At 68.5% G+C, this 24272-nt stretch carries 22 protein-coding genes; 10 read left to right on the top strand and 12 right to left on the bottom strand.

Going from position 1 to position 24272, the window contains the following annotated elements:
* The first annotated feature begins 34 nt into the window (after positions 1-34).
* Both AB0M95_RS34285 and AB0M95_RS34280 read left to right on the top strand, forming a co-directional pair.
* Complete coding sequence (locus tag AB0M95_RS34285; protein ID WP_363773803.1) at positions 35-247, top strand: hypothetical protein; 213 nt, start codon at positions 35-37, stop codon at positions 245-247.
* Between the two features lie 146 nt (positions 248-393).
* The gene (locus AB0M95_RS34280) at positions 394-1326 is read left to right on the top strand and encodes a MerR family transcriptional regulator (protein WP_363773801.1); all 933 of its coding nucleotides are present in this window, start codon (positions 394-396) and stop codon (positions 1324-1326) included.
* Positions 1327-1339: 13 nt separating this feature from the next.
* On the opposite strand, the gene AB0M95_RS34275 is transcribed toward AB0M95_RS34280, so the two are convergent.
* The 9 genes from AB0M95_RS34275 to AB0M95_RS34235 all read right to left on the bottom strand — a co-directional run bounded on the left by AB0M95_RS34275 (position 1340) and on the right by AB0M95_RS34235 (position 10538).
* Positions 1340-1498: a hypothetical protein gene (locus AB0M95_RS34275; protein ID WP_363773798.1), complete on the bottom strand. Its 159-nt coding sequence runs from the start codon at positions 1496-1498 to the stop codon at positions 1340-1342.
* 7 nt (positions 1499-1505) lie between these two features.
* Positions 1506-4196 carry an NAD(P)-dependent oxidoreductase gene (locus AB0M95_RS34270; RefSeq protein WP_363773795.1) on the bottom strand — a complete coding sequence of 897 codons (2691 nt, stop codon included), beginning with the start codon at positions 4194-4196 and terminating at the stop codon, positions 1506-1508.
* The gene (locus tag AB0M95_RS34265; RefSeq protein ID WP_363773792.1) at positions 4193-5266 is read right to left on the bottom strand and encodes a phosphotransferase; all 1074 of its coding nucleotides are present in this window, start codon (positions 5264-5266) and stop codon (positions 4193-4195) included. The genes AB0M95_RS34270 and AB0M95_RS34265 overlap by 4 nt, the downstream gene beginning before the upstream one ends.
* Before the next feature lie 17 nt (positions 5267-5283).
* Entirely contained in the window at positions 5284-6396 is a 1113-nt protein-coding gene (locus tag AB0M95_RS34260) for a glycosyltransferase (RefSeq protein ID WP_363773789.1), read from the bottom strand.
* Positions 6366-7085 carry a hypothetical protein gene (locus AB0M95_RS34255; RefSeq protein WP_363773786.1) on the bottom strand — a complete coding sequence of 240 codons (720 nt, stop codon included), beginning with the start codon at positions 7083-7085 and terminating at the stop codon, positions 6366-6368. Before AB0M95_RS34255 ends, AB0M95_RS34260 begins: the two co-directional genes overlap by 31 nt.
* A gap of 1 nt (position 7086) precedes the next feature.
* Positions 7087-7968: a hypothetical protein gene (locus AB0M95_RS34250; RefSeq protein WP_363773783.1), complete on the bottom strand. Its 882-nt coding sequence runs from the start codon at positions 7966-7968 to the stop codon at positions 7087-7089.
* Positions 7958-8659 carry an HAD family hydrolase gene (locus AB0M95_RS34245; RefSeq protein WP_363773780.1) on the bottom strand — a complete coding sequence of 234 codons (702 nt, stop codon included), beginning with the start codon at positions 8657-8659 and terminating at the stop codon, positions 7958-7960. Before AB0M95_RS34245 ends, AB0M95_RS34250 begins: the two co-directional genes overlap by 11 nt.
* The gene (locus tag AB0M95_RS34240) at positions 8656-9357 is read right to left on the bottom strand and encodes a hypothetical protein (protein ID WP_363773777.1); all 702 of its coding nucleotides are present in this window, start codon (positions 9355-9357) and stop codon (positions 8656-8658) included. Before AB0M95_RS34240 ends, AB0M95_RS34245 begins: the two co-directional genes overlap by 4 nt.
* A gap of 143 nt (positions 9358-9500) precedes the next feature.
* Complete coding sequence (locus AB0M95_RS34235; protein ID WP_363773774.1) at positions 9501-10538, bottom strand: hypothetical protein; 1038 nt, start codon at positions 10536-10538, stop codon at positions 9501-9503.
* Between the two features lie 275 nt (positions 10539-10813).
* Here AB0M95_RS34235 and AB0M95_RS34230 point away from each other — a divergent pair, with 275 nt between their 5' ends.
* Together AB0M95_RS34230 and AB0M95_RS34225 are read left to right on the top strand one after the other, a co-directional pair.
* Positions 10814-12136, top strand: coding sequence for a helix-turn-helix transcriptional regulator (locus tag AB0M95_RS34230; protein ID WP_363773771.1), 1323 nt, complete (start codon positions 10814-10816; stop codon positions 12134-12136).
* 20 nt (positions 12137-12156) lie between these two features.
* Positions 12157-12525, top strand: a complete 369-nt coding sequence (locus AB0M95_RS34225; RefSeq protein ID WP_363773768.1) for a hypothetical protein — start codon at positions 12157-12159, stop codon at positions 12523-12525.
* Between the two features lie 148 nt (positions 12526-12673).
* On the opposite strand, the gene AB0M95_RS34220 is transcribed toward AB0M95_RS34225, so the two are convergent.
* Entirely contained in the window at positions 12674-13699 is a 1026-nt protein-coding gene (locus tag AB0M95_RS34220; protein ID WP_363773765.1) for a DUF695 domain-containing protein, read from the bottom strand.
* A 110-nt stretch (positions 13700-13809) separates the two neighbouring features.
* Here AB0M95_RS34220 and mnmA point away from each other — a divergent pair, with 110 nt between their 5' ends.
* Positions 13810-14880: a tRNA 2-thiouridine(34) synthase MnmA gene (mnmA, locus tag AB0M95_RS34215; protein WP_358511751.1), complete on the top strand. Its 1071-nt coding sequence runs from the start codon at positions 13810-13812 to the stop codon at positions 14878-14880.
* A gap of 40 nt (positions 14881-14920) precedes the next feature.
* On the opposite strand, the gene AB0M95_RS34210 is transcribed toward mnmA, so the two are convergent.
* Positions 14921-15556, bottom strand: a complete 636-nt coding sequence (locus tag AB0M95_RS34210) for an MBL fold metallo-hydrolase (RefSeq protein WP_358511754.1) — start codon at positions 15554-15556, stop codon at positions 14921-14923.
* A 90-nt stretch (positions 15557-15646) separates the two neighbouring features.
* On the opposite strand from AB0M95_RS34210, the gene AB0M95_RS34205 reads away from it, so the two are divergent.
* The 3 genes from AB0M95_RS34205 (at position 15647) to ligA (ending at position 19953) form a co-directional block, all read left to right on the top strand.
* Positions 15647-16651 carry a methionine synthase gene (locus AB0M95_RS34205; RefSeq protein ID WP_363773761.1) on the top strand — a complete coding sequence of 335 codons (1005 nt, stop codon included), beginning with the start codon at positions 15647-15649 and terminating at the stop codon, positions 16649-16651.
* Between the two features lie 263 nt (positions 16652-16914).
* Positions 16915-17409: a hypothetical protein gene (locus AB0M95_RS34200; protein WP_363773758.1), complete on the top strand. Its 495-nt coding sequence runs from the start codon at positions 16915-16917 to the stop codon at positions 17407-17409.
* Between the two features lie 237 nt (positions 17410-17646).
* On the top strand, positions 17647-19953 hold the full coding sequence (ligA, locus tag AB0M95_RS34195) for an NAD-dependent DNA ligase LigA (protein WP_363773755.1): 2307 nt from the start codon (positions 17647-17649) through the stop codon (positions 19951-19953).
* Between the two features lie 50 nt (positions 19954-20003).
* Here ligA and AB0M95_RS34190 read toward each other — a convergent pair whose 3' ends face one another.
* Positions 20004-20960, bottom strand: coding sequence for an SDR family NAD(P)-dependent oxidoreductase (locus AB0M95_RS34190; RefSeq protein WP_363773752.1), 957 nt, complete (start codon positions 20958-20960; stop codon positions 20004-20006).
* 188 nt (positions 20961-21148) lie between these two features.
* Between AB0M95_RS34190 and AB0M95_RS34185 the strand changes: the two genes are divergently transcribed.
* Together AB0M95_RS34185 and AB0M95_RS34180 are read left to right on the top strand one after the other, a co-directional pair.
* Positions 21149-21733: a TetR family transcriptional regulator gene (locus AB0M95_RS34185; RefSeq protein ID WP_363773749.1), complete on the top strand. Its 585-nt coding sequence runs from the start codon at positions 21149-21151 to the stop codon at positions 21731-21733.
* A gap of 254 nt (positions 21734-21987) precedes the next feature.
* On the top strand, positions 21988-24057 hold the full coding sequence (locus AB0M95_RS34180; RefSeq protein WP_363773746.1) for an EAL domain-containing protein: 2070 nt from the start codon (positions 21988-21990) through the stop codon (positions 24055-24057).
* The last annotated feature ends 215 nt before the right edge of the window (positions 24058-24272 follow it).

The raw sequence follows: 24272 nt of genomic DNA, 5'->3' as shown, positions 1-24272 counted from the left end.
CCGCCGGTCGTGGGACCTGGGGACGATCCTGGCCATGCGGGAGGCGGTGGAGGCGGCCGACTGGGTCGGCCGGCACGTTCTCTCCCCGGCATCTCTGTCATGGTGCGTGCGAGAGTCCTTACTGCCGAGGCTCAAGACCGACAGCGCAATAGGTGACGGCGAGATCCGAAGGCAGTTGCACGGTCACGGCGGCCCCTTCGCGCTCGTGCTCAGGTACGGCCACGCGCGGGCCGTACCTGTGTCCTGACACCAGTTGTGATCACTCTCGATGATTGCATCGCTACTTCCGGTGATGTGCGGAAACTATGGAGTCCGTGTCATGGATCGCGAGGTCGGAGGCGTCGGCGGTGCCGAAGTATCCAGTTACTGGAGGCTCAAGGGGATAATCGAGGCATGGCCCGCGATACCTACACGATCGGCGAGCTGTCCCGCCTGTCTGGGCTGCCCGTCAAGACGATTCGGTTCTACTCCGATGCCGGGGTTCTGCCCGAGCGGGAGCGCACGTCCGCCGGGTACCGCCTGTACGGTGAGGCCGACGTCGCGCGGCTCGAACTCGTCCGCACGTTGCGCGAGATCGGCGTGGGCCTCGCGACCATCCGCTCCCTCGGCGACCGCGACCTGCGCCAGGTGCTCGACCTGCACCTGCGTACGGTCGAGACGCAGCTCAGGAACCTGCAGCGCACCCGGGCGGTCCTGCGGGCGACGCTGGAGCGGGGCGACCCCACGGAGGAGGACCTGCGCAGGCTCAACGCCCTCGGCCGCATCGGGGCGGCCGAGCGCGAGGACCTGATGGACTCGTTGGTGGCGGAGGTCGGCGGCGGCAACGTCGCCCGTGAGCGGTGGCTGGAATGCCTGCGCGAGGCGATGATCCCCGAGCTGCCCGCCGAGCCCGCGATCGAGCAGCTCGACGCCTGGCTGGAACTGGTCGAGCTGCTCTCGGACGACGACTACCGCGCCTCTCTGCGCCGCCAGAGCGACGAGTTCTGGGACCGGCGCGAGAAGGCGGGACAGCTCGACTCGGCGGGCTGGGACGAGGCGAACCGGGCCGTCGCCGAACTGGTCCAGCGGGCGATCGACGAAGGGGTTGAGCCGGGAACCCCCGAGGCCGGCCCGGTCCTGGACCGGGCGGTGGCGCTGCTCGCGACGGTGCACAGCGCCGAGGACGGTCCCGAGTTCCGCCGCGCGCTGGCCCGCGGGTACGAGGAGCACGACCCGCGCGCCGAGCGCCACTGGGAGCTGGTGGCGACCGTCACCGGCACGCCCTGGCCCCCGCCGCAGACCATCGCCCACCGCTGGATCGCCCAGGCCCTTAAAGCCCACCTGTGACCCCCACAAGCGCTTACCCGATGGAGCTGTCGTACGACAGCCGGATGGTCGGCGAACTGCTCCATCGCGGTCCGGGCGGGGCGCTGACGGCGGTGTAGATCGGTTTGGGCTGGCGCTGCAACGCGGACCGGTCCTTTTCGGAGGCCAGGCGGAAGGTGTTGCGGGCTTGCATGGGCTCGTTATGCCGGTAGAGCCTGTGAGTCTCCCATAGATGAGGACTGTTGGGCTCGGAGGAACTCCGCGAGCATCGCGATGCGGCGCAGCGCGGTCAGGTCCAGGGGTGGGACCGGCTCCGGACCGAGTAGGGATGTGACGCCGTGCCGGATAGAGGTGTGGAGTGGGGAATCCTGAATCACCTCGTCGTGGAGAATTTCCCCGGCTCGTTCCACCGTGACTCGATGGTGGTTGCGTTCCAGTTGCCAGCCGTCGGTGGCGGTCACCGGATCGAGGTGCGCGGTAAACAGGGTGCGACCGGCATGCACGGTGACGTGCCGATGACGGTCGTCGGGGGACCGCAGGTCGCGCTGCCACAGACCTGGCCTATTCAGGCTGGCACGCGGCGTACGGCCGAGCACCAAAGTGGAGTTGGTGATGCTAGAGGTCAGTTCGATGCGTAGGTGGACATCGGTGTTTCTGACACTGGCGCGTTCCGTCAATGCCGACAGGAACAGGCGGCTGTCATAGGTTGCCCACAGCTCCACCTGCTGAGGTGTTGTCGCGAGATAGGCCGCCATGGCGTCGCCTGGGAGGAGACGGCGCAGGACCGCCAGCATGTGAAGCCATTCGTAGCCGAGGACGCCATAGGAGCGGTCCACGAATCGCCCGTCGGCGATATCGGCAGTGCGATCCTTGCTGAAGACGACGGCGATGTGATCGACTGCGGCGTCCGGCTCGAAGCGCGCGATCAGGTCCGTCAGCACGTCCAGGACGTAGGCATGCTGGTACTGGTCGGTGACCACGACCCTGGCGTTGCGATGGCTGGAAAGCAGAGCCGTGAGGCTGTCTATCTCGTGGCCTTGGCAGGCCGGCTTCTCGAGCAGTACTCGGGCGTCGGGGGCCCGGCGCAGGATCGAGCGCAGGACCGGAAGGTGATCGGCGGTGGGGCAGCATATCGACCACAGGCCGATATCGGTGGCAACGGCATACGGCAATTCGGTGACGCCGTGCCGGAAGCTTCGATACGCCTTCGGCAGGTCCTGGTGCTTGGGGTCGAGAACGGTCAGAGCGGCGCCCTCCGCTGCGAGGATCTCCGCGTGGAGTCGCCCAGCGGCGCCGTACCCGACGACGCAGGCCGAGACTCCTGAGAGCTTCTGGCCTTCGGCGGAGCGTTCCACTGGGGCGGCCAGATAGGTGTCGTAGTAGGCGTCGTACAGCCCGGCCTTGCGAACGATCGTGTCTACGAGGTCGGTGTGGACCCCTGCCGGCAACCGGTCTGCCTGCTCGCAGAGCGCCATGGCGGCGATCAGCGTCCCGGCCCGGTAGGCGTCATACCCCTGGTTGGGGATGGCGTCGGCCTCGAAAAGGTTGAGGGATCTGCCGTCTCCGAGGACGGTCACCTGTCTACTCGAGTCCAACCGGTAGCGGCGACCTATGCCAGGGATCTCCTCGAACCGATGTTCAGGGCCTGCGAGGAGGCTGAAATCTCGGGTGGCGAAGGGGGCAAGAAAGACGCCGTCGGGTAGTAGCCCCAGCTCATCGGCGCTGAGGGCCTCCTCCCCAGTTGTGCCGACTACGAGCAGAGGACTGACGGCATTGAGAGCTTCGGCGGTGGTTCGGTAGGTGCGATGACCGATCTCGGCGGCGGCGATGAGCGCGAGCGGGTTGGGATCCACGACGTGGATCTGGCAGCCCTGCCCTCGCAACGCCTGGGCCAAGCGGCTTCCCAGCGTGCCATAGCCGATCACGAGCACCGGCCGTCCTGTGACCTTGATAGCTGGTAGGAGCGCCCGAAGCCGGCGGAGGCAGGAGTCGGCGATTTCCGGGTAGCCGAGATTGGTTTTCAGTTCGGAGCGGGCCAGATTGAACACTGGAATGCCGAGCTCTGAGGTGGCGATCCGTTTGAGGCCGGAGACGGTCAGCTCCAACGCGGCGTCGATTCGCCGAGGTGCGTCAGCACGGCCGTACCCCTGCGCGAGGAGGCCACCGTCGTCGATCACCAGTACCCGGCGACCCTCGGCGTGGGCGGCGTCGATGAAGGCGTCGACCTTGGTCATGGCGTCGGCCAGCTCGGCGAGGTGAGTGTCCGGCGCGTTGATGACGGTGTTGTCCAGCAGCCCACTGGCATAACCGCGAGCCATGAGAGTCGCGTGGACCCGGTCACGGTTGTGAGTGCGGTCGCCCTTCGCCAGCGCGTAGATCCACTTGGCTGGCACGCCGGTTCGCTCAAGTGCGATGAGGAAGCCGAGGGTGTTCTCGACATAGTGATCACGGAAGATCACCGCCCACCCCGCCAGGGACGGGGAGGGGGCAGCGTATCGGTCCAGCAGTGGCATGGTCGCCACGATGCTGTCCAGCTCCTTTTCACTGAAACAACGGAGCCTCTCGGTCAGCCGGGTGATGAGCTGCTGCGCGGCGTCCGCCCCTTCCTCCTGGTGATCGAGAAGGATCTCCACGTACGGCTCGGTCGGAGTGACGTGGCTGAGCGTGTCGGGACGTTCCAAGGCCGAGTGGCGCCAGCGGAGGGTGACGAGAAGGCGGTCGTCATCGGGAGAGGTCAGGATCAGAGCGTTCGATTCGGAGGCGGCCAAAGCCAGGCGTCGTGAAGCAGCGAACAGGGCGACCTCGGCTCGCAGGTCGGCAGGTTCGATCGGGCCTCGGAGCACCTGCCATCCGATGCCCGATCGTTGGTGCCCAATCATCTCCGTGGTCATGGTTCCCCTTGGTGGTCGAGCCCGTCTGGCGGGCGGGTGGTCAGGTCGTTGAGGAGCAGATCCGTCTCAGATAGGTGGCGCATCATGATGTCGACGGCTCGATGACGCATCAGCCAGAACTCGTCGAGGTCGTCCTGAAACAGACCGGGCTTGAGGTAGTGCTGCTTGACGCCATAGAGGCTGCCGAGCAATTGCAAGAGGGCGACTCGGCCGCACGCCCGGATGTCGTGGTCGGGAACAGTCGGACTGGCGGCGCGGTAGGCCACGATCAGGGTTCGGGCGGCCTCCTGCCAGTTCGGGTCACCGGTCACCGTGTTCGGGTAGAAGGCAACTCTGCCCAGGTCGTAAGCGAGCAGGAACGGCTCCGGCGGGCGGAAGTCCAGAACGGCCGACAGCGCATTTCCCGTGAACAGCAGGTTCACCGGGCTGTAGTCGCCGTGCAGCACCTGCACAGTCAATTCCCGTGGCAGCTCGGCTACCAATTCCGGGATCCTGAAAAGCATCGCGCGGCGCTCGGTGAGGGTCCGTTCCGCCTCGACGTCGAAAGCGTCGGCGACACCATCCGCAGCGCGTTGCGCGATAATCTCCAGGAGTTTGTCGACGGTCGAAGTCAGTTCTTCAACGTTGACGTCGCGCCACCTCTCGGCCTCCGTTGAAGGTTCGGAGCTGGCGGGCAGGTCGGCGAATGCCGCGTGGATTCGACCCAGCACGTGTCCGGTTTGCTGGTACTGGGCCTTGTTCAGCTCGGTGACGACTTGCCCGGGCATCCACTCCCACACCGACAGGGCGACAGATGTGGTGGCGTCGATGACTTGTCCGTCGCGGTTGCGTAGCGCCGTCGCAGCAGGGATTCCGTGGCTGTGGGCCAGCTCGGACAGCTGCACTGCCTTCTCTTCGCCAAGAAGGTCGGTGCCGGGCGGGTAGTTCTTGATGAAGACGTCCCGGTCGGCGCAGGTGGCCCGGTAGTTGACGGTACCCTGCCCGATGGGTAGCTGGACCAATTCCTTTACGGCCAAGCCGTACCGGTCGGTCAGAATGGCGGCAATGCGGTCGGTGGCGCTTTCGGACACCTGACGGGTCTCCTTGGTCAGTCGGAACGGCTGCTGATGCGATATGGCGGGACGGTCGCCATCGATGATCGACTTGCCACATTAGCGAGCAGTTCCTGTGCCTGCCGTTCGTAGGCTGCGAGGACGGCTTCCCAACGGTGTGTACCGTCCATCGCACGATGCGGCACTTGGGCGGTCTCCGCTTTGGCCAGTGACGGCCCAGGGCCTATCCGGGGCGGATAAAGCCATCGAGGGTGGCCGGTGGTCATCTCCGCCACGGCAGGTAGGTCTGGGGCCACCACGGGTGTGCCGAAGGAGACCGCCGTTCCTACCGAACTGGGATGCAGTACCCGCGAGAAGAACTCCCACGGCCCATCCACCCGGTACGGGCACAGCGCGACGTCTGCCGCTCTGTACAGCACATGAACGTGTTCGGGAGATATCCGGGCTAGGTGAAGATGCACTCGACCGGTCCCGCCCGGGTCGATCATTTCACCGTCGCGAGGAGGTCCGACGATGAACAGGTGAGCCTTCCGGGTATGCGAGAGGAAGGTGGGCACGACTGTGGGCAGGTCCTTGTAGGTGGTGAGATTGCCCAAGATCAGCACCGACGTCGGAGCTTCCGAGAGCCGGAGAGCCAGGTCTTCAACCTGCTGAGGCACCGCAGCGGTTCCCGCCGTCAGCCCTCCCCATCCGGCGACTGTGATCGGCGCGCGGGTCAGCCCGGCCAAGTGCCGCGCATCGGCGCAGGTGTGCGTGATGATGCCGTCCGCCATACCGAGCACGCCGTATGCCGCCCGGCGGTCCGCCTCGCTCGGCCGGCCGCCGTCTATAGGCAGCAGGTTGTGCACCGTCCAAACCACTCGCCATCCGGCCCCGCGGAGAGTGGCGAGCCGGGCAAGCATCGCATCGGCTGCTTCGATGGTTCGGGTGCCATCCTGTTCTCGGTAGAGGCGCTTTAGCCGGTGCAGGTTGACAACGCCCGGGGTCGACCGATCGAGGCCCTCCAGGCTGGGGGCGAATTCCAGGCGAAGGCAGGCAGGCGCATGCCGTTCGAGTTCGGCGAAGTACGGGCTGGGCCAAGCCGGATAGTCCGTGATCACGACCCACGAGTCGGCTTTCAACGCTCTCCCTTTCTGCTGGCCCACCATGTGACGGCCGTCCGGTAGCGAGTCAGGCATGTCGGCGGACTACGGTCGGCCCCGGTCCACTCCACTGCGACTTCGATCCGTTGTCCGGCTGCAATACGGCTCGCGGCAAGGTCGGCGGCCTCGCCAAAGCCGTCGCCCCCCAGCCCGTCATCGGACAGATGCAGTACCCGGGTCCTCTTGATCACTTCGGCGAGGACGGGTGATGGGGCCGCGAGCTGCTTGGTATCCGCCAACAACCTCATCTCGGGCAGCCACGGGAAAGCTCCCGAAGACAGCCAGCCCGGGTGATGCGGTTCGACCAGAAGGGGTAGCGCTGTGGTGGGTAGACGGTGATAGGCCCATCCAGGCTCCGGAGGAGTTCGAGAGAGCACGCGCAGCCACGCGGCACCCAGCTCCGCGGCGGCTTCGGCGAGTCGCACCACGTCCTCCGTCGCCCTAGCTCGGACCACTGGATCGTCGGCAAGAAGATCTGCCAAGTCGGTGTCCGCGGTGACTCCGGTGATGGGAACCGTTTCTGCAGCGATCCGACGCCAGCGCTGCAAGGTCGAAGGCGCGCACGCGCGCAGGTGGTACCCGCGAGAACCTCCACGCAGGTGGATGAACGGGATGCCCTCGGCTGCAGCCCAGCCGAGCAGGCCCGGAACGTCGAATCCGCGCACTGAGATGCTGTAGAGACCGACATTCGTCATGTCATGCCTCCCATGAGAACAGGGTGATCGGCTCGTCCGCTTTTCCGCGCTGTCCCAGTGACTCGAACACCTGCGGTACCAGATCAGCAGGCACCGTCCGGCACCACGAGGTCACCAGAGCTGGATCGACCTTGACGTTGAGCCAGGCGGCCACCTCGGCATAGCCGGCCTGGTAGCGACCGACGTCGAAGGCCGCCAGTTCGTGCATGCCGATCACCGTCCAGCCGCCGCGATGAGTGCGCAGCGCCGACAGCATGCTGTTCTCGTCAGGGGTGCCGAGCAGCCCCAAGACGCCTCCATGAGCGAGCAGTCTGGAAGTCGACTCGGGCGCGCCCACCGCATCGATGACGAGTCTCGCGGCGAAGATCTCCACCTCATTGACGCATTGCACTCCAGGTACTCGACCGATCGCCGCATCCCGCCGGGACGTCAGAACTCGAACGCGCAGGGCTCCTCGCCGCCGAAGTTCCAGCACACATCCCAGCGCCACCGGCCCGGAGCCGACCACGACCGCGTCGCTCATCAGGTCCCGGTCAGGGGATAGACGGGTCAGTCCCAAGGCCGCCATCAGCTGGAACCGGGCCAACGCGGCGACGTGCACTGATGTGCCTGGAGGTGCGACGACCGTTCCCTTGAGCTGCGGGTCGATCGGCGCGCCGTGTGGCACCGGAGCCACGAGCCAACCTCGAGCCTGCTCTCCGCCGATCGTCATATAGCCGCTGGTCTTGGCGGGACCACTCACTGTGGCAGCAAGACGGCGCTGTTCGGTTCCTGGACTGAGCACGCTGAACTTCGCGGGGATGAGGCCGTCCGGGGTTTGCGTTGCGGGAAGCAGACGGGCCTTGCCCGCCACCAGCCGGACTCGTGCTCCGTCATCGATCATCAAGCGCCTCCAACTGACTGGGAAGCTCCGCGAGGTGTCGGATCACGAGGATCGACGGGTCGAGGTTCGTGGGACGGTCGGCGGCGACGAGCACCGCCCGCATGCCGTACTCGATCGGCGCGACGACGTCCTTGGCACGGGTGTCCCCGACGAAAAGGATCTCCCCGGGCAGGCACCCGGCCGCTTCGGCCACCGCCGCGAAGAAGGCGGGATGAGGCTTGCGGACGCCGACCACGCTCGACAGCACCAGTGCCTCGAAGCAGTCGAGGATTCCCGCCGCTTGCAGAGTGCGGCGACGTACGATCTCCGGGCGCTGGGTATCGCAGGCCAGAACGCACACCCAGCCGGATTCGTGCAACTCACGGAGCGTTCGCGCTGCGTCCAGATCGATGTCCGCATCCGGAACAGCTGTGAACACCGCCTCCCATGCACGAACCAGGTCAGGCAGGATCGCATGGCATTCGTCTGCGGTCTGGCCCAGTTGCCTCGGGAACGGCGTCTGTCGGCTTCCTTCCCGATCGGCTCGGCGCATCCGACGAGCCACGGCGTCGAAGGTCTCAGCGAAGCGCTCCGGGACGACGGCGCCTGGAAGCTCTCGGAGGGCTTTCGCGACAGTACGACCATCTGTGCTTGGGCCGGGGCGGGCCAGAGTGCCGCCGAAGTCGAGAGCCAGCGCCCGCAGCCCCGTCATGACTGCGCTCCTGTCCTCATCACAAGTCTCTCGACCTGCTCAGCGATCTGCGCCGGAGGACCCACCGCCGCGTGGATCACCAGCCGCGCCGCCAGCGTTCGGATGAGCGCGACCCGCCGACGTGCGGCCGAGCCGTTCTCCAGGAGCCGCAAGACGATGTCCGGGTCGTCGAGGATTCGATCGAGGAGATGCCCGCTGGCACGAAGCCACAGTGTCTGAGCGGTGTGCGAGTCGATCTTTCGAGGCGGTATGCCGGTCTCAGCGACATGAACGGAAACCGCAGCAATCAGTTGCACCGGTGCCATTCGCAGGGCAGGCCACCGATGTCCCAGATCGACCTCTTCGGGGACTACCTGCGGGAGGCCAAGGTGAGGGAACCACCGGTGGGCCGGGCCTAGCCTTACCACGAAGGCAGATGTACCTCCACGCAAAGCGACGTCCTCGACGTCAAGCAATGCGATGTCGCCGGCCAACAGCTGCCATCCCCGCATGAGCATCGCGACTGCGACGAGAGTCTTGCCCGCGCCATGCCCGCCGAGCAGGAGTACCGCACCGTGATCGTCTCGGTAAAGCGCCACTGCGTGGAGGCAGAGCGTCCCGTTGTCGAGATGGAGCACGTGCAGGTGTGCGTTGATAAATCGTCGGCTGTCACCTGCGTCCAGGCTATATGGAAGCGTGACATCGGCCTGTTCATTCACTGGCCTGAGCGGCACATTGGCGCGAGTACCGGGGACGTGAGGGGCGAGACGCGGCCAGGCCCCTGCCAGTGTCTTGTCGGCGGCCACGCGAAGAGTTCGTTCCGCGCTGGTCACGGTGAATACTTCCCGGCGAAGCAAGGCGATCACGACGCCTTCGGCAGTGGGAGCAGGTCGGACAGTAGGTCCCAGACCGGGGCCTGGTGCAGCGTCCGCAAATCACCGATCCGCAGGCTGGCGGCAGGCACCCCGCTGAGTAGGACACGATCTATCGCAGCGGGAACGTTCCGCCCTGCGGGACGCGGACCGCCTGTCAGGCCGAGAACATCGCTCGTGTGGAGGCGCTGGGCAGGGATGTCCAGGGCGGCTGACTGTACCGACCGCAGGCAGTGCAACTGCTCCACCAGCAGAGGCTCGCTGCCTGCGGTAGGAACGATGCTCACAACTGCGCCGAGCGGAACGGGCGACGAACGCTCCCGGTTCAGTAGAACGCGGTGCTGAGATGGGCTGAGTATGACTCTTGGCCTGTTGGGACATCCTTCGCCCGACCCGCTGACCAGTGCGGCGGGCAATGCCACACGAGTCGGCCAGCCCACCACCGTCTGATCGGGGCCGATCAGAATCAGGTCGTCAGCGAGGAAGGCGGCACCGATTTCGGCGCAAGCTCTGTGGGCGAGCGTCGACTTCCCGCCGCCCTGTCCCGCCAGGAACAACACGGCCGAGCCGTTCACGGCAACAGCCGAAGCGTGGAGCATGTGCCAGCCAGACGCCAGCATCCGAGAAGCGAAGAACACGCGTACCAGCCAGTCCGCGCATCGAACACTGACCTCATCACCGGCGGGCAGGATGACACGGGTGGTGCGGCCCGCCGCGTCGACCTCCATGACGCAGGCGGCCAAGCCAGGCCGATACTTGACCATCACTCGCAGTCGCCCGCCTCCGTCGTCTACGACGGCAAGCCGGGGTCCACTTCGAGGGAAAGCGAGCACCGGCCGGTCGGAGAACACGGCCTCGACCTCGTCCGGCGTCGGAGGTTCGGCCATCTCCATCAGCACTGTCCAGTCCGCACCCGGGCGGTGTGGCTTTGTCGCGCAGGGCGGCACCATCACCGAGGCCACATGCTCTCGAAGCTTGGAGTGCTCACTCACGAGCCGCAGCCGGAATCCGCCGAGCAGAAGATCCACGTCGGATCCCATCCGTGAGTCTGGCGTTATCTGCCGAGAATTTCGATTTATTTCCTGCGGCACCTATTACTCCGGTTTCTGTGGTCAACGTCCGATTTGATTTCGGAGGTATGAGGCGATCTGCTGATCTCCTTCATCGGGTTCCTGTAGACGTCTCCAACCCAACCTGACCCTCCACCGCCCGACCACGGCGGCCATGATGCATCTGTGAGGCATCAATGCCGGATCATGCCTACGGGCCAAGGCGCCCCGTAGGCTGACCTTGGTGGAGACATATGGGCGGAGGTGCCCCCTTGGCGGCAAGACGGCGACGCCTTGCAGAACGTAGAAGGGCAATGGGCTACAGTCAGGAATTCCTGGCTGATCAGCTCGGAATCGATCGCACGACGGTAGGCCGCTGGGAACGAGGAGAGACTGATCCCTATCCGTTCATGCGCCCGAAACTCTGCGAGGTCCTGCAGGTCACGTCTGACGAGCTGGAAACTCTGCTCGCAACCGACGCCGGACATGAGGCACCCACTCCCGCCCTCCAACCGGCACCGGCTATCGTCGGTCGTGTCGTGTCCGTGCATGACCCGACGGGTGAGTCTGACGATATGTACCGCCGTGAAATGCTCCGCCTACTGAGCGTCGCGGGCGCGCTCGCGGTTCTTCCTCAAGAGGCGGACGCCCCGGAACAACACTGGATCGTCCAGGCAGAGCAGGCCCTGGATCTCCAGCAATACACACTGCTCAATGCCCACCTGTGGCAGGTCTTCTCACTGTCCAAGTCCAAGCGCCTGGTCTACCCGCTCGTCCACGACCAGCTTGGGCTGCTGGTAAGCCAGATGGATCGGGCTAACTCTCCCGAAGTTCGGCGCCAGCTCTGCGTTCTCGCCTGTGAGCTGTTCCAACTCGCCGGGGAGATCTTTTTCGACAGCAATCGGTACACCGACGCCGCCTATTGCTACACACTCGCGGCGAGTGCGGGCCGTGAAGCGGGCTCCCACGATCAATGGGCATGTGCCCTCACGCGCCAAGCGTTCGTCAACATGTACGACAAGCAGTACACCCAGGCAAGCTCGATCCTCTCCGTCGCCGCGCGGGTAGCCCAGAACGGCGACAGCCAGCTGTCCACTCGGCAGTGGGTCGCTGCCGTGCAGGCCCAGGCATTTGCGGGACTTGGCGAGCTGGATACATGCAACCGAGCCCTCGACGCCGCTGATCGCGTTCTCGACCTCACTGGACCGGTGAACCCCGGCGGCTGGCTCCGCTTCGATGGCTCCCGCCTTGCCGAAGAACGTGGTGGCTGCTATCTCGTCCTCGGCAAAGCCGACCTGGCGGAAAGCTCGCTGACCGAAGCACTCGACGGAACGGTCTCACTGCGGCGCCGCGGCAGCCTCCTGACCGACCTGGCGATGCTTGGCGTCCAACGGCGGGACCTGGATCAGCTTCTGCGATACGCAGGAGACGCCGTCGAGCTCGCGGAGAAGACGCAGTCATACGGCTACGTCGGACGAAAACTTCGATCTCTCCAGAATCGGCTCGAGCCCCTGTTGACCGAAAGTCGGGTGGCTCAGCTGAACGACCGGATCGCTCAACTTCCAATCGTCACATAAATAAGACCGAAAGGACCACTATGCAGACCGCGACCGACGAGCAAGGCCGCATCTTCCGCGAAGCCTGGATCTCGGGAGTTAAGAAGTATTACCCAGGCGAGCCCAAGGCCGGCTACATCACTCCATGGGAGGACACTCCCGAATGGGAGCGCCAGGCTGCGGCAGCGGTCTACAGTCAGGTTCGGGCCTTTGTCGAAATCAGCGCCGGCAGTAGTGCCAAGCTGAGCCGCGAGCAGAAGGGCCGCTTCGTCGCTACTTGCTGGATTGCGCAGATCTACAAGCACATCGATAATCCCAAGCCGTCCTACGTGGCCGACTGGGACGACCTTCCAGAGTGGCAGAAGCAAACCGATGCCGACATATTTGAGCGAATCCAGCAAGTCTCGTAACCAACAAAACTCGCGCAGAAGCGGTTACCACGATGGTTGGCGCATGGGCGGCGATCCCGGTCAGGAGGTCGCCCCCGCTCAACATGGCGGCACCGTCGACGCCGAGGTTGCCACGTGGGTAGAGCGGCCAGATCGCGGATCTGCGCGGTCAGCTCAGGAACGGGGAGATCACGAGCCAGCCGGGGTCGCGGGCGATGTCGACCGACCCCGCGCCCTCGGTCCACTGCGCGGTGAGCTCCTCGGCCACGGCCACGGCGTCCCCATCCGGGTCGGCGTAGACGTGCAGCACCCGGGCGCCGTCGCTGCTCATGTGGACGGCCAGCACCGCCGAGTCGCCGAGCCGCGCGACCAGCCGTTCCTCGAATGCGCGCAGCGCCTCGGGGGAGTCCCCGGCGGGCAGGCCCTCTTCGTCCGCGTTCGCGTACGGCAGCGTGATGCCGACGCGCAGGTCGAAGAGCGGGTGGTCGACCGAGCGCAGGGGGTGGCGCGCGGCGGCGATCAGGCGCGTCCCGTCGGCAGTCTCTCCTGTAAGGAGCACCCACTGCTCCACCGCGTACTCGGAGGCGACGTCGGCGACGACGGCGGGCAGGTGGACGGCGGCCACGGCGTCGATGGGCTGGAAGGTCGCGGCGGTGATGTCGCCGACCCAGCGGGCGACCTCGTCCTCGCCGATCAGCCGGTCGAGGGCGAGGAGGGTGGCGTCGGTGCGGGTGTCGTCATCCAGGTCAGGAAAAATCGGGTGATAGGCGGAGATGTCGATGCGGGGAGTCCCCTGCGGCACGCGCAGCCCCAGCACCAGCTTGTCCAGCCCGAACTCCCGCCCGTTCACCTTCGTCACGTGGCCCTCGGGATCCGCGACGGCCTGTCGGGACGGGTGGAACTCCCATGTCCCGTCGGAGGGCGGCGCGGCCAGCGCCCAGCGGTGGGCGAGCGGCCGCAGCTCGGGGTCGCCCGCCGAGGACACCACCAGGGACCGGCGCGCCGACCTGCCCGGCGTGACCTCCACGACCAGCTCCGGGTGCACGGCGGCGGCCGCCACGGCGACCAGCTCGGCGGCCCCGTCGAGGTCTCCCGCGTCCGCGCGGGCGTCGACCTCGGGGCGGGCCCGCGCCCACCATTCCCAGAAGCCGAGGATCGCGTCCTGCGGCTCGTCCGTCCGCCCGAACTCTCGCATGGCCCTGGATCCTCCCAGGTGCCGCCGCCGAACGCCAACGCGGTAGGTGATCTCGTCACCCGCCGGGGATACCCCAAGGGGGTCGCCGGGGGGGTAATCTCGGGAGTGTTATGAGTCTTCGTGTGCTTGCCGCCATGTCGGGCGGCGTCGACTCCGCGGTGGCGGCCGCCCGCATCGCCGAGGCCGGCCATGACGTCACGGGCGTGCACCTCGCGCTGTCGTCCAATCCGCAGTCCTACCGCACCGGCGCCCGGGGCTGCTGCACGCTGGAGGACTCCCGCGACGCGCGCCGCGCCGCCGACGTGATCGGCATCCCGTTCTACGTCTGGGACATGGCCGAGCGCTTCCACCGCGACGTCGTCGAGGACTTCGTCAGCGAGTACGCCGCCGGCCGCACCCCGAACCCCTGCCTGCGCTGCAACGAGAAGATCAAGTTCGAGGCCGTGCTCGACCGTGCGCTGGCCCTCGGCTTCGACGCCGTCGCCACCGGCCACCACGCCCGCCTTGAGGACGGTGTGCTGCGCAGGAGCGTCGACGCCGGCAAGGACCAGTCGTACGTCCTCGGCGTGCTCACGCGCGAGCAGCTCTCCCACGCGATCTTCCCGCTGGGCGGCTCCACCAAGGCCGAGGTCCGCGAGGAGGCCGCCGCCCGGGGCCTCGCCGTGGCCGACAAGCCCGACAGCCACGACATCTGCTTCATCGCCGACGGCGACACGCGCGGGTTCCTCGCCGAGCGGCTCGGCTCCGAGCGCGGCCCGATCGTCGACGAGTCCGGCGCCGTCCTCGGCACCCACGCCGGGGCGTACGGATACACCGTCGGCCAGCGCAAGGGCCTCCACCTCGACCGCCCGACCTCCGACGGCCGCCCGAGGTACGTTCTGTCGATCGAGCCGGTGTCCAACACGGTGACGGTGGGCCCGCGCGAGTCGCTGGCGGTGAGCTCGATCGTCGCCGAGCGCCCCGTCTTCAACGGCCCCATCACCGAGCCGCACGAGCCGCTGACCTGCCAGGTCCAGTTGCGCGCGCACGGCGAGGTGTACGGCTGCCGCGTCCAGCTCTCCGGCGGCGTGCTGCACATCGCGCTCGACACGCCCGCGACGGGGGTGGCGGCGGGCCAGGCGGCCGTCCTCTACAGCGGGGACGTCGTCCTCGGCTCCGCCACCATCACCGCGTCCTCCTGAGGTCCTCCTGAGGTCCTCCTGAGGTCCTGTCGCCAGGTGGTCAGCCCTCGATGACGAAGCTCTCGCCGGGCTTCAGACGGCGGAAGTCGCCGCCCTGCTGCTTGGCGCTGAGGCCGAGCAGCCCGTCCACCAGCCCGAGCCCCACGTCGTTGTACAGGCCGTCGTGGATCGAGAAGGCCCGCCGGGGGTTCACCGCCTTGAGGTAGTCGAGCATCTCGGCGGCCTTCATCCACGGCCCTCCCGTCGGGGTGAGCAGGGTGCCCACCGGGGCGCCGGGCACGGTGAACGAGTCGCCGGGGTGGAAGACCTCCCCGTCGATCAGGAACCCGATGTTCTGCACCGGCGGCATCTCCGGCCAGACCTTGGCGTGCTGCTGGCCGGCCACGCCGATCTCGAAGCCGGCCGCGGTGAACGAGTCGCCCTCGCCGACGATGTTGACCTTCGCGCTCAGGCCTTCCAACTGGGCCGCGACCGCCGCGCAGGTCCAGATCTGAACCCCGGAGCCCAGGCCGCCGAGGCGCTTGACCTCCAGGTGGTCGAAATGCTCATGCGTGATGAGGATGGCGTCGGCCCCTTCGAGGGCGGACTCCTCGGTGAGGCCGCCCGGGTCGATGACCAGGGTGGCGCCGTCCTTCTCCAGGCGCACGCACGCGTGGCCGTGTTTGGTGAGCTTCATGTTCCCATCATCGCGCGCGTGGGATTCCGCCGTCCCGCGAGCGCCGCCCGGCGCGCGGCGGGCCGGTGGAAGTCCCTAAGCTTGCGGCCTGTGAGCGAGTTTCCGTGGACCACGGCGAGCGCGACCGGGGTGGGCTCCCACCCGGGCACCGACCATCTGGAGACGCTGCGGGTGGTGTTCGGCGAGGTGCCCGACCTGCCGTACCTGCCGGAGCTGCCCGCCCGGGGCGTCGGCGCCGACATGATCGGCAGGACCGCGTCGCTGCTCGTGGAGCTGCCGGTGGAGGTGCGGCCGTCCGGCTGGCGCTTCACCGACCGGCCGGGACGCGACCTGCGCCGCGCCCGTGAGCATCTCGCCCGCGACCTGGACGGGCTGGAGGAGGTCGCGCAGGGGTACGAAGGGCCGCTCAAGATCCAGGTGTGCGGGCCGTGGACGCTCGCCGCCACGATCGAGCTGCGCCACGGCGACCGCACGCTCGCCGACCCGGGCGCCGTGCGCGACCTGGCCGACTCGCTGGCCGAGGGCCTGGCCGCCCACGTCGCCGCCGTGCGGACCCGCGTGCCCGGCGCCCAGGTGCTCGTGCAGCTCGACGAGCCCGGCCTGCCCGGCGCGCTCGCGGGCACCGTGCCGACGGCGTCCGGCTTCGGACGGCTCGCCGCCGTCGAGGCCCCGGTCGCCGCCGAACGGCTCCGCGCCGTCGTGCCGTCCGACGCCTTCACGCTCGTGCACTGCTGCGCGCCGGACGTGCCCTTCGGCGTGCTGCGGGAGGCCGGCGTGGGCGGTGTCTCGCTGGACGCGGGCCTGCTGCGGCGCCGCGACGAGGACGCGATCGGCGAGGCGATCGAGCGGGGGACCGCTCTGTTCCTCGGCGTCGTGCCGGGCACGGACGCCCGGCTCCAGGACATCGGCGTCGTCGCCAAGCCCGCCGTCGACCTGTGGAACCGGCTGAGCTTCGCGCCGTCGCGGCTGGCCGAGCAGGTCGTGCTCACTCCGTCGTGCGGGCTGGCGGGGGCCTCGCCCGCGTACGCCAGGAACGCGCTGGCCAAGTGCCGCGAGGCGGCCCGCGTGCTACGCGAGGACCCCGAAGAAGAGTAAGAGGCACGCGCCCCGAACCGCCGTACCGAAGGCGCGGCCATAGGCACTGTTCGGGGCGCGGCGGTGTTCTGGAGGAGGAGGGAGGAAGGGTGAGGGACGAGCCCTTCCGAGTGACGACGGAAGAACGCCGCCTAAAGGAGCGCCCCGAACCGCCGTGCCGGAGGCGCGGCCATGAGCACTGCAAGCCCGCGCAAAGTCCGCTGCAAGCGCTGGGGGCTATCTCTTGGTGTGTTGAAAGACGCACCAGATCGGGAGAGAAAGTCATGCGTAGCGGTCTTCGTGTACTGCTCGGGCTCGCCGCCGCCGCCACCCTCGGGCTCGCCGCCCTGCCCGCCGCCGCCTCGGCAGCGTCCACAGCGTTCACAGCGTCCACAGGGTCCACGGGCGCCACGGGTTCCGCTGGAGCGGCCGCGATAGCGCCCTTCGAGACCTGGTACTGGGGCCCGACCCGGTCCACGGACTCCAAGGGCTGGGCGAGCGGCAAGATCACGTCGTCCGACTCGGGACTGCGGATCACCGGCAACCTGTACGACGGGGGCGGCGCCCGTACGTGCTCCTGGCTGAAGATCAAGTGGCTGTCGGACCGGGGCAAGTGGCACACGGTGACGTTCAAGAACTGCTCGCAGTCGACGCCGCGCGCGTTCCGGGTGAACGCCGGCTACATGCTGACCTCCTCGTCCAAGGTATGCCGGGGCACCTCCACCCGGATCACCGGCAAGTGCTCACAGTGGGAGGGCGTCTGGTCGCAGGGCGGCTGACCGACCCGAAATATCGGCAAAAGTCAGATTAGACGGGCTTTACCGGTGATGACGGCTGTCAAGGCGATCCAGGGTCCCCTGAACCCCGGATCGCCTGTTGCCGTCCCGATGCCTCCCGTGCGGAAATGTCGGTGCCGAATGGCATGGTGGGGGTAACGATTCCCCAGGTAGAGCGCCGATGCGGGGGCATGTTGCCCGTAGCGTTCTCCTTGGGTCGGATGAACGAGGGGAGACGGCATGACTGCCGAGGTGGAAGGCGTCCCGGTGGCCGCGCTGGAGCGCCACGCCGAGCTGGCCGAGCTGGCCGAGGAGGCCAACTGGCGTTACTACGTGCTCGACGCGCCCACCGTGAGCGACGCCGAGTACGACACCTGGATGCGGGAGCTGCGCGCGCTCGAGGAGGCGCACCCCAGCCTCAAGACGCCCGACTCGCCGACGCAGAAGGTCGGCGCCCCGATCTCCACCGACTTCACCCCCGTCCAGCACCTCCGAAGGCTGGAGAGCCTCGACAACGCGTTCAACGACGCCGACCTCGCCGCCTGGCAGGCCAGGGCCGAGCGGCTGCTCGAACGCGACCCCGCGCCCTACCTGTGCGAGCTGAAGATCGACGGCCTGGCCATCGCCCTGGTGTACGAGAAGGGCAAGCTGGTCAGGGGCGCCACGCGCGGCGACGGGCGCGTCGGCGACGACGTCACCGCCAACGTCCGCACGATCGCCAACATCCCCCACAAGCTGGAGGGCGACGACGTCCCCGACGTTCTCGAGGTGCGCGGCGAGATCTACCTGACCGTCGACGGTTTCGTGAAGCTGAACGAGCAGCTTGTCGCGGCCGGCAAGCCGCCGTTCGCCAACCCTCGCAACTCCGCCGCCGGGTCGCTGCGCCAGAAGGACCCGCGGATCACCGCCCAGCGTGACCTGAAGATGATCTGCCACGGCGTCGGCCTGTGGGAGGGCGGCACCCCGCCGCCCGCCACCCAGTCGGGCGTCTACGAGCGGCTGCGCGCGTTCGGCCTGCCCGTCAGCGACCTGTTCCGGGTCGTCGGCAGCCTGACGGAGATCGGCGAGTTCATCGAGAACTACCGCCGGCACCGCCACGACACCGAGTACGAGATCGACGGCGTCGTCGTCAAGCTCGACCGCATCGAGCTCCAGCGGCAGCTCGGCTCGACCTCTCGCGCGCCCCGGTGGGCCATCGCCTTCAAGTACCCGCCGGAGGAGGTCAACACCAAGCTCCTCGACATCCACGTCGGCGTCGGCCGCACCGGGCGCGTGACGCCGTACGGCGTGATGAAGCCCGTCGTCGTCGCCGGGTCCACGGTCGAGCGGGCCACCCTGCACAACGCCTCCGAGGTCGAGCGGAAGGGCGTCCTCATCGGCGACACCGTGGTGCTGCGCAAGGCGGGCGACGTCATCCCCGAGATCGTCGGGCCGGTGGCCGCGCTGCGCGACGGGAGCGAGCGCGAGTTCGTCATGCCCACCACGTGCCCCGAGTGCGGCACGGAGCTGCGGCGGATGAAGGAGGCGGACGTCGACATCCGCTGCCCCAACGCCCGATCGTGCCCCGCGCAGCTTCGTGAGCGCATCTTCTTCGCGGCCGGGCGGGGGGCCTTCGACGTCGAGGGCCTCGGCTATGTCGCCGCGACCGCGCTGACGGCTCCGCTGCCGCCCGAGGAGCCGCCGGTGCGCACCGAGGCGGACCTGTTCGACCTGACCATCGAGCGGCTGCTGCCGATCAGATCCGTGGTCCGCGACCCGGACACCGGCCTGCCGAAGACCGACCCGGAGACCGGCGAGCCGAAGGTCGTCTCGTTCTTCGCCAACCTGAACGGCGAGCCCAGCAAGAACGCCGAGCACATGATGGCGCAGCTCGAAGAGAAGAAGTCGCAGCCGTTGTGGCGGGTGCTCGTCGCGCTGTCGATCCGCCACGTCGGGCCGACGGCGGCCCAGGCACTGGCGTCGGCGTTCCTGTCCTTGGACCGCATCTTCGGCGCCTCGGAGGAAGAGCTGGCCGTCGTCGAGGGTGTCGGCCCGACGATCGCCGCGTCCATCCGCGAGTGGTACGCCGAGGACTGGCACCGCGAGATCGTCGAGCGGTGGCGCGCGGCGGGCGTCCGCATGGAGGACGAGCCCCCGACCGGCGTGGGCCCCCAGGTCCTGGCGGGCCTGACCCTTGTGGTCACCGGCACCCTGGAGGGCTTCACCCGCGACGAGGCCGGCGAGGCGATCCAGGGCCGGGGCGGCAAGGTGACCGGCTCGGTGTCCAAGAAGACCAGCTTCCTGGTCGCGGGCGAGAACGCGGGGTCGAAGTACGACAAGGCGCTCAAGCTCAATGTCCCCATCCTGGACGAGGAGGGCTTCCGCACTCTGCTGGACCACGGCCCCGACGCCGTCGTACCGGTGAACGCCGCCGAGGCCACGGACGCCCCGGACACCGCTGTTTCCGGGAAGACCGCGGATTCTGAGATGACCGCGGACCCCAGGGAAACGCCGGACTCCGGTAAGACCGGGGACGACGTGCCCGCCGGAGCCGAGGCTCCCGCGTAACCCTGAGGGGCGTCGTATCGGAAGCCCCGGTGTCCGGCGGGCGTCGGGGTTCAGGCGGCGAGGGCCTCGATGGTCACCTGCCACAGGCGGGCGGCGGCCTCGGGGTCCAGGGCGTACGCCGCGACGCCCCTGCGGCTGAGGCCGCCCGGTTCCCTGACCTCGGCCTCCGCGCAGTCCTCGAAGTAACGGCCGCCGATGCCTTCCAGCAGCGGCGACGTCGCCACCAGCACGGACGTGGCCGCGCCCTGCTCGGGGGTCTTCCAGGACATCTGTTCCCCGGTCGCCGCGGCCGCGGCGAGCAGGCGCTCCAGATCCTCCTCGGAGACGTGGCGCTGCAGGCGGGTGCGGATGCCGCCGGGCATCAGCGCGTTGACGGTGATGCCGTCGTCCGCCCACCGCTTGGTGCCCTCGACCGCGAACAGGACGTTCGCCGTCTTGGACTGCCCGTACGCGCTCCACGGTTCGTAGGCGCGCTCGCGGAAGTGGATGTCCTCAAAGACGACGGGCGAGCGCAGGTGTGCGCTGGAACTGACCGAGACGACGCGGGCGCCCCCGGCCGCCGCGAGCGCCCGGTGCAGGCCGTTGGCCAGCGCGAAGTGGCCGTAGTGGTTGGTCGCGAACTGGAGTTCCCAGCCCTCGGGTGTGCGGGTCTCGGGCGCGGCCATGACGCCGGCGTTGTTGACGAGGATGTGCAGCGGGCCTTCCCAGCCGGAGGCGAACGCCGCGACGGACGCCTGGTCGGCGAGGTCGAGGCGCGCGACGAGCACCTGCTTGTTGCCGGTGGTCGCGACGATGTCCTCGGCGGTGCGCTCGCCGGCGGCGGTGTCCCGTACGGCCAGGGTGACCTCGGCGCCGGCCCCGGCGAGCGCGCGGGCGGTCTCGACGCCGATGCCGGACGCCCCGCCGGTCACGATGACGCGGCGGCCGGTGAGGTCGATGCCCTCGACGACCTCGGCGGCGGTGGACTCGGCGTTGAACGGTGTGGTGATGCGTGCGGTCGCGGCCATGGTTGTCCCGTCTACCTCTCGATGGGTAAAGGAGGTCCCGGTACCATTTAATCGGAGGAACCTCCACTACGCTTCGACTCTATGCGGAGCTTCCTCCGGTTAGCAAATCGTGCGCGGGCCAGGGAGTCCGGCCCGTCGCCGGCATCGGCGACTACGATTTGCCTCACGCAATACCCAGGAGGACCACCGTGCAGCCCAGCGGCGCCCGACCACTGCGCGCCGACGCCCGGCGCAACCGCGACCGCCTCCTGGAGGTCGCCGTGCGCGCGTTCTCGCAGGACGGCCCGGACGTGACGCTCGACGCGATCGCGAAGGAAGCGGGCGTCGGCATCGGCACGCTGTACCGCCACTTCCCCACCCGTGAGGCGTTGGTCGAGGCCGCATACCGCAACGAGCTCGCCCGGCTGTGCGACGCCGTCCCCGGACTGCTGGAGACCCTGCCCCCCGACCGGGCCGCGCGCGCCTGGATGGACCACTTCGTCGACTACATGACCACCAAGCGGGGCATGACGAACGCGCTGCGCGCCGTGATCGCCTCCGGCGGCGACCCGTTCTCCGAGAGCCGCCGGCGCCTGGTCGCCGCGATGACCGCGCTGCTCCGGGCGGGGGCCGAGGCGGGCGTCATGCGCGCCGACGTCCTTCCCGGGGACGTGCTGGCCAGCCTGAGCGGCGTCTCCCTCGTCGCAGGCGATCCCGCCCAGCGCGAGCAGGCGGGCCGCATGCTCGACCTCCTCATGGACGCCCTCCGCCACAACACCCCCCGCGGCGATTGACCCGCATCCCTTAAGGCTTCCGTTCCGCGGTCGTGTCGGTGAACACGGGTGCCGGTGAAGGCGGGGGCTGTTCTGCGAGGGCTTCCCCCTCTCGGGGGGTGCGGACGGTGGGGGTTTGAGGGGATTTGGGCGGTGTTGCGGGGCGGGAAAGGGGGCGGCGGAAATCTCCGGTGACGGAACGTGCGCAAGCGGTTTCGCGAAGTGGCCCAGAGGCCGTACCCTCCCATAGTGACCTCTTGGGGGTTTACTTGCCTATGACGGACCCATCCGACACGCGCGACACCGCACCGCGGCCGTTCTCCCCGCTCTGGACGTACCTGGCCGGGGTCGTGACCACCGGTTTCGCGGCGCTGGTCGTCGCCGAAGTCCGGCTCGGCCTCGAGGAGCTGTCCGAGCTGGGGCGCACCTCGCTGTTCTGGGTGCTGGTGGTGCTGGTCGTGCTCGGAGAGCTCCGGCCGATCGTGGTGTCCATCTCGCGCCTGGCGGGAGGGACCGCGACCTCGACGCTGTTCACCTTCGCGATACTGCTCTACCACGGCCTGTCGGTGGCCGTGCTGATCCACGGGCTGGCACTGGTGGTCAGCGGGCTGTCCTACCGCAGGGCCTGGCACCGCGTGGCGTTCAACGTCGCGCAGGTCACGCTGGCCTCGACGGCCGCCGCGGTCGTCCTCGGCCTGTTCGGGCACCACCCGCGCCCGGCCTTCCCCTGGGTGCCGGAGGGCACCGACATGATCGCGGTCGGGCTGGCGGCGCTGGCCTACTTCGTCATGCGGGGCCTGCTCGTGTGCGGGGCCGTCGCGCTGCACGAGCGCCGGTCGCTGACGCGCGTGCTGCGGACGACGATCGGCCACCAGAGCGTCGTCTACGCCGCGCTCCTCGGCCTCGCGCCGCTGGTCGTGGTCGTGATGAGCCGCTCGCCCGCGCTGGTCCCCCTGTTCGTGGCCCCGCTGGCCACCATGTACTTCACCGCCTCCATGTCGGTGCGCCGCGACCACCAGGCCATGCACGACGGCCTGACGTCCCTGCCCAACCGCAAGCTGCTGATCCTCCGGACGGAGGAGGCGCTGTCGGAGTCCCGCGGCGACGCGCGGGTCGGCCTGCTCCTGCTGGACCTCGACCGGTTCAAGGAGGTCAACGACACCCTCGGGCACCCCGTGGGGGACCGGCTGCTGCAGATCGTCGCCCACCGCCTGACCCACAGCGTGCGGCCCGGCGACGTGGTGGCGCGGCTCGGCGGCGACGAGTTCGCCGTGCTCCTGCCGACGGTGCGGGACGCGGCCGCCGCCCGCGAGGTGGCGGCGCGGCTGCGGGCCGCCCTGACCCAGCCCGTGCGGCTGGAGGGGATGACCTTCGACATGGACGCGTCGGTGGGCATCGCGCTGTACCCCGACCACGCGCCGGACTTCGAGCTGCTCCTGCAGCGGTCGGACGTCGCGATGTACTTCGCCAAGGAGGGCCGCAGCGGCGTCGAGGTGTACGTGGCCGAGCGGGACCGCAACTCGCCCGAGCGGCTGAACCTCCTCGGCGACCTGCGCCGGGCCATCGGCGGCAGCGATCTTCGGCTGCACTACCAGCCGAAGGTGAGCCTGGCCACAGGTACGGTCGAGGGGGCCGAGGCCTTGCTGCGGTGGTGGCACCCCGAGCGCGGCCGGATCTCGCCGGCCGACTTCATCCCGCTGGCCGAGCAGTCCTACCTGATGCACCAGATCACCGCGCACGTGATCGACGCGGCGCTGGAGCAGGCGGCCGAATGGTGGCACTCCGGGCTGGAGGTGCCGATCTCGATCAACGTCTCGGCCCGCGACCTGCTGGACTCGGCGCTGCCGGAGACGTTGGAGGCCGGGCTCGACCGTCTCGGGCTTCCGCCGCGCGCGATCCAGCTGGAGGTCACCGAGCGCATCCTGATGACCGACCAGGCCTACACCTCCGACTCGGTGCACGCGCTGGTCCAGCTCGGGATCCCGCTGTCCCTGGACGACTTCGGCACCGGCTACTCCTCGCTGGTCCGGCTTCAGCGCCTCCAGGTGTCCGAGGTGAAGATCGACGGCTCGTTCGTGCAGCGACTCGGCAAGTCCGTGGACGACGAGCGCATCGTCCGTTCGATCGTCGACCTGGTGCGCTCGCTCGGGCTGCGATCGGTGGCCGAGGGTGTGGAGTCGGAGGAGGTCGCGCGTATCCTGCGGGAGATGGGGTGCGACGCCGCCCAGGGCTGGCGGTTCGCCGAGCCGATGCCCGCCGACGACATGACGGCCTGGCTGCGGGCACGCATGGACGCGGCCCCGTCGTACGACCGCTACGGCTCGGCCGAGTTCACGGCCCGCTAGCGTCTCTGATCAGCTAAGCGATCTTGTATCAGACGTGGTGTCTGGGATCGTTTCCCACCGTGGTGGGGAGGCATGGGCGTGGAGGTGGAATCCCGCGCCGAGTGCTGCTCCGCGTGGCCGGTGGCCGGTGGCCGGTGGTGGGTGGGCTGATCGTCGTCACGTCCTGGTGCCGGTGGGCTGCGCGGGGCAGCCGGGTCCGGTCCGTTGGTGCGTGT

Origin of the sequence: Sphaerisporangium sp. NPDC051017 (assembly GCF_040683095.1) — a bacterium.
In the GTDB taxonomy this organism is placed as follows: Bacteria; Actinomycetota; Actinomycetes; order Streptosporangiales; family Streptosporangiaceae; genus Sphaerisporangium.
Note: the sequence above shows the minus strand (reverse complement) of the source record. Positions and strands in the feature narration are given on the sequence as shown.

Coding starts and splice junctions, on each gene's coding strand:
- AB0M95_RS34285 (WP_363773803.1), top strand. CDS start 35: ATGCGGGAGGCGGTGGAGGCGGCCGACTGGGTCGGCCGGCACGTTCTC.
- AB0M95_RS34280 (WP_363773801.1), top strand. CDS start 394: ATGGCCCGCGATACCTACACGATCGGCGAGCTGTCCCGCCTGTCTGGG.
- AB0M95_RS34275 (WP_363773798.1), bottom strand. CDS start 1,498: ATGCAAGCCCGCAACACCTTCCGCCTGGCCTCCGAAAAGGACCGGTCC.
- AB0M95_RS34270 (WP_363773795.1), bottom strand. CDS start 4,196: ATGACCACGGAGATGATTGGGCACCAACGATCGGGCATCGGATGGCAG.
- AB0M95_RS34260 (WP_363773789.1), bottom strand. CDS start 6,396: ATGGTGGGCCAGCAGAAAGGGAGAGCGTTGAAAGCCGACTCGTGGGTC.
- AB0M95_RS34255 (WP_363773786.1), bottom strand. CDS start 7,085: ATGACGAATGTCGGTCTCTACAGCATCTCAGTGCGCGGATTCGACGTT.
- AB0M95_RS34250 (WP_363773783.1), bottom strand. CDS start 7,968: ATGATCGATGACGGAGCACGAGTCCGGCTGGTGGCGGGCAAGGCCCGT.
- AB0M95_RS34245 (WP_363773780.1), bottom strand. CDS start 8,659: ATGACGGGGCTGCGGGCGCTGGCTCTCGACTTCGGCGGCACTCTGGCC.
- AB0M95_RS34230 (WP_363773771.1), top strand. CDS start 10,814: ATGGGCGGAGGTGCCCCCTTGGCGGCAAGACGGCGACGCCTTGCAGAA.
- AB0M95_RS34225 (WP_363773768.1), top strand. CDS start 12,157: ATGCAGACCGCGACCGACGAGCAAGGCCGCATCTTCCGCGAAGCCTGG.
- AB0M95_RS34220 (WP_363773765.1), bottom strand. CDS start 13,699: ATGCGAGAGTTCGGGCGGACGGACGAGCCGCAGGACGCGATCCTCGGC.
- mnmA (WP_358511751.1), top strand. CDS start 13,810: ATGAGTCTTCGTGTGCTTGCCGCCATGTCGGGCGGCGTCGACTCCGCG.
- AB0M95_RS34210 (WP_358511754.1), bottom strand. CDS start 15,556: ATGAAGCTCACCAAACACGGCCACGCGTGCGTGCGCCTGGAGAAGGAC.
- AB0M95_RS34200 (WP_363773758.1), top strand. CDS start 16,915: ATGCGTAGCGGTCTTCGTGTACTGCTCGGGCTCGCCGCCGCCGCCACC.
- ligA (WP_363773755.1), top strand. CDS start 17,647: ATGACTGCCGAGGTGGAAGGCGTCCCGGTGGCCGCGCTGGAGCGCCAC.
- AB0M95_RS34190 (WP_363773752.1), bottom strand. CDS start 20,960: ATGGCCGCGACCGCACGCATCACCACACCGTTCAACGCCGAGTCCACC.
- AB0M95_RS34180 (WP_363773746.1), top strand. CDS start 21,988: ATGACGGACCCATCCGACACGCGCGACACCGCACCGCGGCCGTTCTCC.